We start from the raw sequence: 13,204 nt of genomic DNA on the forward strand, positions 1-13,204 counted from the left end.
ATTAAAGAAGGGTTATTTTTAACGCTTCCTCAAGCATTGTATTAAAATCATTATATGTGTTCATTACCGTACCTGATGGTTTATCAAGTTCTAAATAAGTACCGTCTGATAAGCTTTTACAAAACCACGCAATATTTGAATCGCCAAAGAAAAGATACTCTTTTTGAAATTCATTTTCATACCAAATCTCATTCGTGTCTATAAAGCCGCAAATATGTTCATGTTCATCTTTTTCTGTTTCTAGTAAAGGAGAATCGACTCCGTAAAGTACCAATCCATCAAAGTCTAAACCATTTACAGTTTTAAGAAACTCTTCGTATTCACTCGGTAAATCAACATTAAATTTCTCTTTTGCATATTCTCTTAATCTCTGAACTTCAGTATCCGTTGCGGGTGTATTCAGCTTATAATTAACACTTTTCAATATATCTTCAATTTCTAAAATCAGATTTTTCCACATATAAATTTCACCATTTCTTCAGCTTGAATCAGTTCAAAAATTTCTTTTTCATTTCCCTCATAATTGTTTAACATTCTTAGAATTTCTAAAACCTTTGCATCCATGTCACTAACTCCTATCAATTATTTTAGGACTTTCTTTTACATGTTTGCTTCTGAATCCCATACCTCTATAAATTCAAAACCTTTTAAATCACTTTCTAACACTGTATTTCTAAATTCATCTGATACAAAAACGGAAGGAATATGTAATATTTCATTTAAGTAAACTTTAAATATTGTTTGGTTCTTAACCATATTAGGTAAGAATGCGTATTTTTTGAAATCTATTACTAAGCCAGAACGTAGTTTCTTTAGTATAGCTTTCTCATAGTCAATAGCATCTAGTGCATTTAAAACGTTAATTATATAATACACTTCTCCCATCACATCATGAATTAGGGGAAGAAATTCTACATTATCACCAAGTATAGACTCTAAGAATTTTTCAGCTTTCCCACTAACCATTGGTGTACCAACTTCTCCCCAAAAATGAGGCAAATCACTTTGATTTCCTTCTTCTACACATTTAATACGTATTTCTCCCCATGAATCAGATGCTTTTACTGCCGAGTCAATTTTTCCTTCAAAATACTTTTTAGAATCTTCTTCTAAGTTCAATAGTTGAAAGGATTCATAGTCATCAAATGAACTCTTTAATTCCCAAATTTTCATGTTTACTCTCCTTTGTTATTTTTCTATTCTAAGATTACTCTTTCTTCGGTTTATTTAATTTTAATTCACCATTTAATAAACGTTCTCTTATATCATGTAAGGCGTCAACAGCATCTTCTTGAGTACCGCCCCGTTTCTTAACAAGACTTAATACTCTCTCTACTTCAAGTATGTACTCTGAACTATGCTTTCCTATGTGTAAGACTTCAGTAGTCACGTATTCATTAACTTTATAAGGTAAAAATACTCCATTAGCCGCTGAATCATGGTCTATCCCAAATTCCTTTAATAATTTTTGTGCCTTTTCTGCCCTACTATCGTTCCAAGGTGTTAGATGATGCGCTGCATTAGAATATGGGGTTGGTTCAATCCCTGCATCCTTAAGTTCTTCACGTAATATTTTAGATGCTGTATACGAATCAGGATACTCATTTTTCACTTCAACTCTATCAAGAACTTTATCCGCATAATCTTGTATTACTTCTTGTACACCTTTAACTCTATTTCTTCCACCAGTTTTAGAAAACATAAATGTATCACGGGCTTCTTGTAAAGCTTCAAAAGTTTTATCTGATTGCTACCAAAGCCACTAGTACCTGCGAATGCAAATCGTTCTTTCAATGGTAAATGATTCGAAACAGACGAAATACCTTCTGAGAATTTTGTTAGATTTGCAGTAGTTGCTACCTTCGATACTTTACTTAATCCTTTATCACCAATAAGTCCTAATCCAACTTGTGTTAAAGCATAACTTCCCCATTTAGCACGACTTTCAGCATCTCCATTTATTACATCATTAATAAATGAATCTGACAATGCATTATACATGGTACTAAGGGTATCAATAGGGTGCAAAGCAGCGTTCCCCATGTTTTCCCACGTTTCCCAATCTCCTAAAGCTTTTATTCTGTCTATTGTATCGCTAACTGCTTGTCCCGTACCATCTACAATACCGTCCCAAATTTTTTCACCAGTAGTTTTTTCAGGTAGCTTACCACACATTTCACCTTCTTCAATTGAATTGGCAGCTTGTCGAGCCCTCTCTTCTGTAATTGCTTGAATTGAAGTTGTCCATTCCATATTCAACCCTTGTGTACTAAATGTACCACTTGCAGGACTAAATCCTTTTCCACTTTGAACTTCAGCAAGACCAGTAGCAATACTCGCTACTAGTTGAAGAGCCGTACTATAGTTATTACTGGACGTATAATTGAATTCATATAGATGCTCTACTTTTTCTTACTTTACAAGATTTTATACAAAAAAAGACCACCAAAAGGCAGCCCCTCAAAATTCAATTCTATTCCCCACGCCACGCTCCACCGCCTTCTCATACAAATACTTCGCAACGATAATATCCACTACCGCCAAACCAACCGATTTAAAAACAGTAATCTCTTCATCGTTCTCTCTACCAGCTCTTTCACCACTTATAATTTGACCAAGCTCGGCGTAAATGTTGCTTGCCCCAAATAGACCTTCTTGTATCGGAACTTGAAGGTCACCTGTTTCTTCTAGTGCTGCTTCTTTTGATTCGACTACTACTTTGTTAGCACCCGCGATAGCGTGAGATGGTAATTCTTGCATGTTTGGCCTGAATGAGCCAACGGCGTTTACGTGGACGCCTTTTTGTAGTTTTTCTGAGAAGACTGGTGTGGATGCGTTCGTAGTTGTGACGATAATGTCTGCTTCGCTTATTGCTTCATTTGCATTTGTGTGAACATATGCAGGTTTATTGAATCTTTCTTGTATATATTGCGCAAATGCATACGCTTTTTCTTCTGTTCGATTGTATAAAATGACTTTTTCGATAGCTCTTACCGCAAATACAGCTTCTGCAATTCCCTTCGCCTGTTCTCCGGTCCCGATTATGCATAAATTTTTTGCGTTATGACGAGCTAAATGTTTTGTCGCTACTCCTGATAGAGCCCCTGTTCGAATCATCGTTAAGTAGGATCCTTCTAAAAGTGCGAGCGGTTCTCCCGTTTGAAAGTCTGATAGCATAACAATCCCGTTTATCGTTTTCTTTCCTATCTTTTTATTCTGCGGGACTACTGTTACTACTTTTAAGCCAAGTGCCTCAAGTCCTTCCGCTACTGAAGGCATAATTAATGCCGTATTTTGCTCGTTCGCAAATGGTAATGAGCCGCGAATTGGTGTGATCGTTCTTTCTGCGGAGAATTCTTTTAAAGCAAGCGCCGCGTATTCAATGACTTCATCCATTTTTACTAAGTTTCTTTGTTCGTTCGCGCTTATGACTAGCATATCTTTCCACCTCCTCCTTCTACTCTAACAAAAACCCCCTATTCAAGTCATCTCTCGGGTCTACAACAAACTGATGAAATCCTGTAATAAATGCATGCCCCGTTACTTTCGGAACGACAGCTTCATATGTATCTACTGCAGTTACTGACAATACTTCCCCCTCGAATTTCCCGTCAGTAATACATTCGTGGACGAAAATTTCTCCCTTTTGTAAGGCATCTCTTTCAAAAAGAGTTGCGATTCTTGCGGAAGTTCCTGTGCCACAAGGAGAACGATCAACTTGCCCGTCAGCAAAGATCGTTACATTTCGTAAAGTTGCGTCTTCTCCTTTCGGTTCATCTGAAAAAATAACGCCGTATATTCCTTTTAAACCTTCTTCAAGTGGGTGCTTTACTTCCATTTGGCTCTCGATGTAGTGCTTAATTTTACCGCCCCACGTTTGAATAGCAGCTAAGTCTTTGAAATCGACTTTCAAACCAAATTCTTTACTATCTACTACCGCATAAAAAGCTCCGCCAAACGCGATATCTACTTGAAATTCATAGTTATCTATTTTAATAGGAACATCTTTCTTATATACAAATGAAGGAACGTTTTCAAATGATACAGACTCTACTTCGCTCCCGTTATATGTTGCATACGCAATCACTTCCCCGGCAGGGCTATCAATAATGAACTTTTGTTTCTCACCTGTCACTTCAAACATACCTGTTTCAATTCCGACTGTAATAACAGCAATAATGCCATGCCCACACATCGTACTCCAGCCTTCATTGTGCATAAATAATACACCAAAATCAGCGTGTTCACTTGCAGGCGGAGTAATGATACAACCATACATACCGTGATGTCCTCTCGGTTCATACATAAGAATTTCGCGAAGATGATCCAAATGTTCCATACAATATGCGCGTCTTTCTAGCTGCGTTTCTCCTTTTATTTCTGGCACGCCGCCTGTAATAATTCGAAGTGGTTCCCCAGCTACGTGAGCATCAATTGTCGTGTACACTTTACTAACCTTCATTTCTATCTCTCCCCTATATGTTGATACTATTTTTATTGCAAATATCATGCCAACGCATAAGGTATAAATTTGTATACATTGTGTAAAAAAGCCTACACTACTGTCTATTTTTTTATACAGTAAACAGTGAGCGATTATTAGCCTGCGCAAAACAAAAAAGCCATAACGTCACTACTTGAGCAACATTATGGTTCCTTTCTTAATTATTTCGCGGGATTTGGGCCAAAATCAAATTTATATTTCACTCGGCAATTTTTCCCACTCACTTAAATGCATGACATCTTGTTTTACGTTTTTCTTTTCAGGAAGTAAACATAGAAATTCTAAAGAATTACCGTCAGGATCATAAAAATAAAGATTCGCAGTAGGTGTCCACGTCTGAACCATAGGCTCAGAGGGTTCAAGACCGAAAGCCGCCCTTGGGTTTATTCCTTTATTAAGAAGCCATTCTCTTGCATGAATGATTTCTTCATAGTTAACCTTGAATGCAAAGTGACTTTTATGGAATTCCTCTTCTGATACCTCCCAAATACCCAGCATTTGTTCCTTCTTATTATCTTTATCAAACCAAAAGAATGCTACACGGCGTTCTTCAATTGTACGAGCATGAAGTAATCCAAGTTTCGTATAAAACTCTTTTGCTACTTCTAAATTTCTTGTTTTAACATGTGTTTCATATAAAGTACCTGGAAACAAAGCATATTCCCCCTTTATATTTTTAGAAATTCTTACTATAAAGCCTATTTTAATAAATTAGAAATAGAAGTCATATCATATTCCCCTTACATGTTTTTTCAATTTTGTAGCCCTAATACTGAATAAAAAAGAAAATTCTCTTCCCCCGCCACATATACTGTTCAAAAGCAAAAGGAAGTGATCCAATGTATTACGGAACAAAAGGCTGGTACGTAGCTGAATTAAAAAAATTAGGCGTGCGCTATCTTGAAGGACGAAAACTAGAAAGTTACCGCGGGCACGTTTTACGCAATTTATTACTTGCACAACAAGAGAAATTAAAAGAACAGTAATATACTAATGTAACGATTTCTTCGATTCTCGGAATATATCAGCGATTCGACATAGGATATCGACTTATCGACAAATTCCGCCAATTCATCTATCTAAGCCACCAACCAATCACACATCAATACAAACCAAAAAAGGTCACCCAAACGGGTGACCTTTTTTTCTTATTCACAAACAAGAATTTGTCTAGTAAATGATCCTTTTCTTGTAATACAGCGATCTGTAATTTCAAATCCTGCTTCATGAATCATGTCGTCCATTGTTTCCATCGTGACAACGACTACCTTTTTAGCGATGCGGCGCGCACTTGAAAGAATGGAGAACTGATCTTCTGGTGTTGCATGCGTAAATAAGTCGTACGGCATATCGATAATGGCAACGTCGTAGTTCTCAGTAATTTCCTCAATTGGACCTATTGTTACTGTCCCTTCAAATCCGAAATGTGCGATGTTTTTTCTCGTTCCAAGAACTACAAGTGGATTTATATCTCTACCAACGATGTTAATTCCCATAGAAAGTGCTTCTACTACTACTGTTCCAATACCGCAGCACGGGTCAATTGCTCGTACTCCATCTGGATTTGGTACAGCGATATTTGCAACTGATCTCGCAACACGTGTGCTAAGAGATGTCGAATAACTATGCGGTTTTTTTATGTGATGATACCAAACTGGCTCACTTTCTACATAATGTCCGAAGTACCAGCGTCCTCCAAGAGGAACAATCCCGAATACACGCTCTGGATTACGAACATCTGCTTCTCCTTCAATATGCATACCGAGGTCGCGTTCAATGAGACGTCTTTCTCCATATTCAATTTTATTTTCTCCAACCAGGTCATTGATTTTAACGAAGATAACTTTAAACGACGCCCCCGCCAAATCAATTTGTTCCACTTGTTTTAGAATGCTTTCTAAGTCGTCTCCTTCATACATAACCTCAACGCGTTCCTTCATAAACGCACTTCTACTCGGGGCAATTTTGACATCACTTTTCAAAATATTAACGTGAGACTCCATTCCAAAGAACGAGCGCATCTCCAAGTAACATAAAGCACGCTCCTCCTCACGAAATGCATACGTATATATACATGCAGGTGTTTTACTATGATTATTCAATCTATTATCATCCTCTATATCGTTATAATTGCAATTACTACAATACTTTTTCATATAAAATTAAATGATATCACATGCCGGAAATAAAGAGAAACGTTAATAAATAAAAGAGACTGCCTATTGGCAATCTCTTTTGATTCCTTAACGGAAAGAAGATACTTTATTACCCTTTGCTTCGTAATAATCTAAAATCCCTTGATAAATCGCTTCTGCTGCATCTTGTCTCTGTTTTGGTGTAGCAATTTTATCTGCATCGCTTTTATTATCTACAAATGCTAGTTCTGTTAATACAGCCGGCATTGTATTTTCTCTAGTTACGTATAAGTCCTGATGTCTTATACCACGATCTTTTGTTCCAAGTGCTGCTACAAGACGGTCTTGAATTTTTTGTGCTAATAACTTACTGTCTTCTACATGCGGATTCGTTACTTTTGCTCTTGCTGACTGATAATATAACGTTTCTGTACCTTGTCCATTTTTCTTTTCAGAACCATTGGCATGGATACTTACAAAAATATCTCCATTATTTTTTTGAGCAAACTCTACACGTTTCTTTAATGAATCAGGACCACTTGTTCCTGGGCGTGTATTATCTGTACGAGTGAACATCACAGTAAATGGTGCCTTTTGCTCAAATATTTTCTGTAATCGTAATGATACGTCTAATACTGTTTCGCTTTCTTTCTCATAATAACCAGGATTGCCCGAGTCAATTCCACCGTGACCTGGATCAATAATAATCGCTTTACCTTCTAGGAAGTTATCTTGCTTCGCTGGGTTTAATTGATTTTTATCTACCCACTGGAAGCCACTATTTGTACGGATACGAATCCAGCTATCTTTTTCTTCAATAACTACTACTTTTTGTGCTTCACGTTTCGCTAGCACTTTAGAAGAATGTGACGCTTCTGCATATGTTGTAAATCCTTCATTAATAACTTCTGTTTTTTCTTTTAAAGGTGTCCATTTCTCACCTTTGCTCGTTACTATTTTAATCCATCCATCTCGCTCTTCTTTTACTACAACTTTTTGTGGCTCATGTTGCATGTCAGTAATTCCTGAAGATAAAGATGGTTGGTGATATGTAATGAACTTACGATCTATATACATTTCCTTCGTTGTTTCTTCTGGTTTGCTCGTATTATCATTATTTTTCTTTAGCTTGTCCGCTTTATACGTCATTTGCGCTGCTTGCTCACGTGGTATAGACTGATTTGGACTCCAAATTGTCTTCCCAGTACCCGCTGAAATCTCTAACGCTACTAAAATATTTGCTGCTTCTTTACCGAAATGACCTTCTAAATCAGTAAATTTATTCGTAATCGGGGCTTGTACTAAACCTTGTAATTTATAAGCCTTCACAAGCATAGAGGCCATTTCAGCACGCGTTACTTTTCCATCAGGATCAAATACGCCTGCTCCTCGGCCTGAAATAATATTTTCTTTTTCAATTGCTGCAATATACTGAGTTGCCCAATGATTTTTTGAATCATTAAAAGATGGTTTCCCAGCTGGATCCACTTTTAATCCAATTGCTTTCGCTATAATTGTCGCTGCTTCCGCACGTGTTAAAAGACCTTTTGGCGCAAACGTATCACTTGTCATACCGCTAATTACATCTCGATCTACTAAATAGTAAATTGCGTCTTTTGCAAATGAGTCGTCTGGAACATCTGAAAACTTCTTCGTTTCTGCTAAACTACTAACTGGATAAGCTAGTAAACTTGCTGCTAACATACCAGCAGCGATTGCTTTGTACTTCATGAAAAACAAATCTCCTCTCGAAACCTCACATTTTATAAAATTCTCTTAATCAAAATAATATTAAAAATATTAACTGGTAAATAACTCCTATAATAGTTTATAACATTCTATCACTGTAGTAAATACGTTTCCTACCTAAATTATTAAAGATGAATATATAAGGAATAATAAATGTAAATACATTTCAAAAAGCGATTAATTACCCACCAAATGAAAAGCTGATTAAAAATAATATTTTTAATCAGCCCTCTCTATTTTCTATGAAATTATTCTTCAATTAAATGAGACATTACATATGCATATACTAACGCTTCTGTATGTACAATCGAACTTTCATGTGTGCGCTCAAATGCATGAGAAGAATCAATACCCGCTCCAATTAATGCATGTTTCACATCAAATCCAGCGCGAATCGCAGCTGATGCATCCGATCCATAGTACGGATAAATATCTACTTTATATTCAATATTGTTCGTTTTCGCAAGCTCTACTAAATGTTTACGCAGTGCATAATGATACGGACCACTAGAGTCTTTTGCACAAATAGATACTGTATATTCGTCAGATGCTTGACCATCACCTAACGCTCCCATATCAACCGCTAAATACTCAACCGTTTCTTCTGGAATGTTAGAGTTACCACCGTATCCAATCTCTTCATTATTAGAAATTAAGAAATGCGTTGTATATGGTAATGTTACGTTTTCGTCTTGTAATCTCTTAATTAATTTTAATAGAATCGCAACACTTACTTTGTCATCTAAATGACGTGATTTTATGTATCCACTCTCTGTAATTTGAACGCGCGGATCGAATGAAACGAAGTCTCCTACTTCAATTCCTAATTCACGTACTTCATCAGCTGAAAAGACACGCTCATCAATACGAACTTCAATATTTTTCTCGTCGCGTTTCGCTTCACCTGCATCTTTATATACATGCACAGATGTTTGATGCATTAAAATCGTTCCTGTATACGTCTTACCGCTTGATGTTTCAATTTCGCAATATTCCCCTTCTACAGAGTTCCAGCGAAATCCACCAATCATAGAAAGACTTAGACGACCGTCAGGCTTAATTTCTTTCACCATCGCCCCTAACGTATCAACGTGTGCCGTTAATAAACGGTGCTGTGCATCATTTTTCCCTTTTACAGTTAAAATAAGAGCGCCTTTATTGTTACGCTTCGTTTCTACGTTCCACTCACTTACATAGTTTTCAATAAAACGAATGATTTTCTCTGTATTTCCAGACGGACTTGGAATAGAGACAAGCTCCTTAATAAGTTCCATCGTTTCTTTCGCATGATGTGCCATTGTCGTTTCCTCCTCATTTTCTCTACTATTCAGTATACCGAATTCACTATAAATCCTCTACTAATATAGTTTAATTTTCTAAATTATATTAAAATTCACTTTAACAAAAAAACATAGCGTTATTCATGAACACTATGTTTTCTATCAAACTATTCTTCTGACACATCTAATAAATAAATGCCTCTTTCAAACCCACCGCGCTCTATTTCTTTTTTCTTACGAAGACGTTCTATATCTTCAATTGTTGCACCTTCTGCACGCGCTAAAGAGATAATTACTTCCAGTGCATCCGCAAGAGAATCAAGCGCATGTTCACGTTCTTTCATAGAAGCGAATTCACGAATTTCTTCCGTTCCAATTTTCGCTAAAGCTTGTATGTATGCGTGTCCTGTTAATTTTTGAGCTGTATATGTTTTTCCAGACCTTAAAATCTTCTCTGGAACACGATCTCTTACTAACTTGTTATATGCTGACATCATTCAACCTCCTATATTTAATAACATCCGAGCTCTGCTTTATAGAAAAACCATTTTTTCTTCACGCACGCACTAAGCATATCAATTCCTGATCCATGTGCCCTTACGTGTGGAAAGAAATAGTGCTCTGATTCTTCTTCCTTACCATATAAAGTTTGGTACTCAGTTGGAATTGCTTTTTTTTTCACATCGTTTTCTTTCGTTACCTCGCCAGAAAACGCAACGCTTGGATGTCCTTCAAAAAACAAAGCAGTTCGCACCGCCATAGATGGTGTACTATGCAAAGCATAATATGCTATTACAATCATGCCGATCACACCGATAATTTTCTTCATACATTACTCCTTAAAAAAAGTGCTAACACAATTATACTAAAATGTGTTAGCACTTTCTCCCCTTTACCTTAAATTAACCGGTAGTAAAACTATCATTAGTTAAAATTTCACTTTATTCCCCTTTAAATGCTGGCAAACGTTTTTCTAAAAATGCAGCAATGCCTTCTTTATGATCCGCTGTTTGTCTCATCGCATATTGGCCTCGTTTTTCAAGCTGCAATGTTTGTTCTAAATTAGAGCGGTTTACTTCACATAAAATTTGCTTCGTTTGAACCATCGCTTTGATCGGCTTTTGTGACCATTCACTAATTTTTTGCTTCACAGCCGTTTGGAAATCCTCACTGATTACTTCATCAATTAAGCCGATATCAAGCGCTTCTGTTGCTGATAATTTCTTTCCTTCCCAAATAATTTGCTTCGTCATATTTTCGCCGACGCGCTTTTGAAGGAAGAAATGACCGCCACCATCTGGAATTAAAGCGATTCCAATAAAGTTCATCGCAATAATGGATGAAATATCTGCCATCACATAGTCAGCTGTTAACGCAATACTTAATCCAAGACCAGCAGTTGGTCCATGTATAGCACTAATAACAAGCTTCGGCATCGTATATAAAGTTACAACAACTTCAGAAATAGTATTCATAATACCATCAAACTTGCTTTCATCATTACTTGAAAGCATCGATTTAATATCTCCACCCGCAGAAAAACCACGGCCGTTCCCGCATAGCACAACAATATGTGCAGAACTCTCCGCTACTTCTTTCAATTTTTGTAATAGCTCTTTTAACGTTGGCTCATCTAATGCATTTAACACCTCTGGGCGATTGACCATAACCGTTGCAACGTGCCCTTCATATTTCACAATGACAGATTCTGTTTTACTTGTTACTTCCATTATATATACCCCTCTTTTCTACATAAAGATTATACTTATATAATTATAGAAAGGAAGTGAAAAACCCTCTTTTTTTCTTAATTTTCTGTCTAATAATCGCGTAATTTGTATATAGCCTCGTATAAAACATACAATTCCGTTGAAAAATATAGCAATTAAAGTCGGTTTATCCATACTTTTCATCTATTTACCATTACAATGAAATGGTGTATCCTTAAGTTTGATGTAAAAAATTAAATATAGAAATTCATTTTCCTTCCTATTATATAGAGGTGCTGAAATAAAGGAATGAAGAAATGGAGGAACATATGGTTACTAAGTTAAAACAGACGGATAACTCCTTCCCGCATTTCCTACTGCTATTCATTGTGTTTCAACCAATCTTAGATTTATTAACTTCTTTTTCAATCTATGTATTACACATGAGTGCAACAGTTGGAATCGTAGTCCGTTTCGCCTTTATGCTTCTTGCATTAGGTTATCTACTTCTTCATCATAAACAACAAGGTGCGAAAAAGTATATTCTCTACTTATGTCTCTTTGGCATCGTACTCGCAATCGGCCTTGTGAATAATTTAATGGTCAAATCTCCAGTTTCATTTGGAGAAGAAGTGAAATTTATTTTGAAAAGTGTATATCCAATTGTACTACTGTTTGGATATATTATCGCACTAAAAGAATTAAAAAATAATGAATATGTATTTCATAAAATCATTACGTATTTCTTATATGCAACGTTAATTTTAAGTATTTCAATCATCGCGGCAATGGCAACTGGTACAGATTTCCCAAGCTATCCGAACTCAAAGATCGGTTCAAGAGGATGGTTCTTTGCTGGAAATGATTTAAGTTCCATTTTCGCAATTATGTTCCCAATCGTTGTCTTATACTCAGTTCATAAAACAACTTCTTTCTCAAAAGCGTATTATTGGATTCCAACTGTACTTGCGATGTATGCAAGCATTATGATTGGAACGAAAGTAGGCTATGGTGCCATCGTTATTACACTTGGTATCGCTCTTTTCTTCTTATTCATTGAATACATGATACATCGTAAAAAAGAAGGAAAAGGATTCACATATCTTGTAAACACAGTTGTGGCTGCTGTCGTATTAGGTGGGTTACTCGTCCTTACACCGCAAACTCCTATCGCAAAAAACATGAGCATCCACTTACAAATATATGAATACAAAAAATCAGTACAAGAAGAAAAAGACCGAAAAGAAGGAAAAGTAATTAAAGACGAAGAACATAAACAAGGCGAACTAACAGACTCTGAAATGAAAAGTTTAATTTACAGTGATCGCGACAAGTTTTTAAAAGTATACAAACAATACTATAAAGAAGCACCACTATCTCAAAAACTATTTGGAATGGGATACGCTGGTAACTATACAACGAAAATGAAATTGGTCGAAATGGATTTCCACGACCTATTCTTCGCATTCGGAATTATCGGTTTCCTTATGTACGTATTGCCGCTTCTTTATTTTGGTATAAAAATATTCATTCGCATCATCACAAACTTCAAGAAACTATTTAGCGTAAAACATATGCTACTAGCTAGCACACTCGTCCTATCGCTTGGAATCGGCTTTATGTCCGGCCACGTATTAACAGCACCAGCCGTAAGTATATTCTTTACTGTCATACTCGCTTATATGGTTGTTGATTTGGAAATTGAATAACATTAAAATGCCATGCCCGATTTTAAGGGCATGGCATTTTTATACTTACTATGTTTACTTCTTGCAACAATCAAACAGCATAAGCCTCCTGCTCACAAATAACTGAATCATATAGAAA

At 36.3% G+C, this 13,204-nt stretch carries 13 protein-coding genes and 2 pseudogenes; 2 read left to right on the plus strand and 13 right to left on the minus strand.

What is annotated here, in order from left to right:
• Window position 1 precedes the first annotated feature (1 nt).
• The 7 genes and pseudogenes from FS802_RS09395 to FS802_RS09420 all read right to left on the minus strand — a co-directional run bounded on the left by FS802_RS09395 (window position 2) and on the right by FS802_RS09420 (window position 5,158).
• Window positions 2-460, minus strand: a complete 459-nt coding sequence (locus tag FS802_RS09395; RefSeq protein ID WP_000265783.1) for a YrhA family protein — start codon at window positions 458-460, stop codon at window positions 2-4.
• A 140-nt stretch (window positions 461-600) separates the two neighbouring features.
• A complete protein-coding gene (locus FS802_RS09400; protein WP_070168447.1) occupies window positions 601-1,173 on the minus strand; it encodes an imm11 family protein in 573 nt (190 codons plus the stop codon).
• 34 nt (window positions 1,174-1,207) lie between these two features.
• On the minus strand, window positions 1,208-1,702 hold the full coding sequence (locus tag FS802_RS32040; RefSeq protein ID WP_002203410.1) for an AHH domain-containing protein: 495 nt from the start codon (window positions 1,700-1,702) through the stop codon (window positions 1,208-1,210).
• 157 nt (window positions 1,703-1,859) lie between these two features.
• Window positions 1,860-2,412 (minus strand): annotated as a pseudogene (locus FS802_RS32045) (cytoplasmic protein); the annotation flags it as partial.
• Between the two features lie 48 nt (window positions 2,413-2,460).
• A complete protein-coding gene (locus FS802_RS09410) occupies window positions 2,461-3,438 on the minus strand; it encodes an ornithine cyclodeaminase family protein (RefSeq protein WP_098251812.1) in 978 nt (325 codons plus the stop codon).
• Between the two features lie 19 nt (window positions 3,439-3,457).
• On the minus strand, window positions 3,458-4,510 hold the full coding sequence (locus FS802_RS09415; protein ID WP_098654661.1) for a proline racemase family protein: 1,053 nt from the start codon (window positions 4,508-4,510) through the stop codon (window positions 3,458-3,460).
• 186 nt (window positions 4,511-4,696) lie between these two features.
• Window positions 4,697-5,158, minus strand: a complete 462-nt coding sequence (locus tag FS802_RS09420) for a VOC family protein (RefSeq protein ID WP_098642573.1) — start codon at window positions 5,156-5,158, stop codon at window positions 4,697-4,699.
• 150 nt (window positions 5,159-5,308) lie between these two features.
• On the opposite strand from FS802_RS09420, the pseudogene FS802_RS09425 reads away from it, so the two are divergent.
• Window positions 5,309-5,490: pseudogene (locus tag FS802_RS09425) on the plus strand (YflJ family protein); the annotation flags it as partial.
• 162 nt (window positions 5,491-5,652) lie between these two features.
• On the opposite strand, the gene FS802_RS09430 reads toward FS802_RS09425, so the two are convergent.
• From FS802_RS09430 to FS802_RS09455, 6 genes are all read right to left on the minus strand, one after another.
• On the minus strand, window positions 5,653-6,606 hold the full coding sequence (locus FS802_RS09430) for a TRM11 family SAM-dependent methyltransferase (RefSeq protein WP_098654662.1): 954 nt from the start codon (window positions 6,604-6,606) through the stop codon (window positions 5,653-5,655).
• Window positions 6,607-6,747: 141 nt separating this feature from the next.
• On the minus strand, window positions 6,748-8,370 hold the full coding sequence (locus FS802_RS09435; protein WP_098654663.1) for an N-acetylmuramoyl-L-alanine amidase: 1,623 nt from the start codon (window positions 8,368-8,370) through the stop codon (window positions 6,748-6,750).
• A gap of 266 nt (window positions 8,371-8,636) precedes the next feature.
• The gene (locus FS802_RS09440; protein ID WP_000930037.1) at window positions 8,637-9,686 is read right to left on the minus strand and encodes a M42 family metallopeptidase; all 1,050 of its coding nucleotides are present in this window, start codon (window positions 9,684-9,686) and stop codon (window positions 8,637-8,639) included.
• A gap of 149 nt (window positions 9,687-9,835) precedes the next feature.
• On the minus strand, window positions 9,836-10,162 hold the full coding sequence (locus FS802_RS09445) for a nucleoside triphosphate pyrophosphohydrolase (protein ID WP_001277355.1): 327 nt from the start codon (window positions 10,160-10,162) through the stop codon (window positions 9,836-9,838).
• Between the two features lie 17 nt (window positions 10,163-10,179).
• Window positions 10,180-10,497 carry a hypothetical protein gene (locus FS802_RS09450; protein ID WP_098654664.1) on the minus strand — a complete coding sequence of 106 codons (318 nt, stop codon included), beginning with the start codon at window positions 10,495-10,497 and terminating at the stop codon, window positions 10,180-10,182.
• Window positions 10,498-10,609: 112 nt separating this feature from the next.
• On the minus strand, window positions 10,610-11,398 hold the full coding sequence (locus tag FS802_RS09455; protein WP_070168444.1) for an enoyl-CoA hydratase: 789 nt from the start codon (window positions 11,396-11,398) through the stop codon (window positions 10,610-10,612).
• A gap of 308 nt (window positions 11,399-11,706) precedes the next feature.
• Between FS802_RS09455 and FS802_RS09460 the strand changes: the two genes are divergently transcribed.
• Window positions 11,707-13,086, plus strand: a complete 1,380-nt coding sequence (locus FS802_RS09460) for an O-antigen ligase family protein (RefSeq protein ID WP_098654665.1) — start codon at window positions 11,707-11,709, stop codon at window positions 13,084-13,086.
• The last annotated feature ends 118 nt before the right edge of the window (window positions 13,087-13,204 follow it).

The organism is Bacillus sp. DE0042 (genome assembly GCF_007680225.1).
GTDB classification, from domain to species: Bacteria; Bacillota; Bacilli; order Bacillales; family Bacillaceae_G; genus Bacillus_A; species Bacillus_A wiedmannii.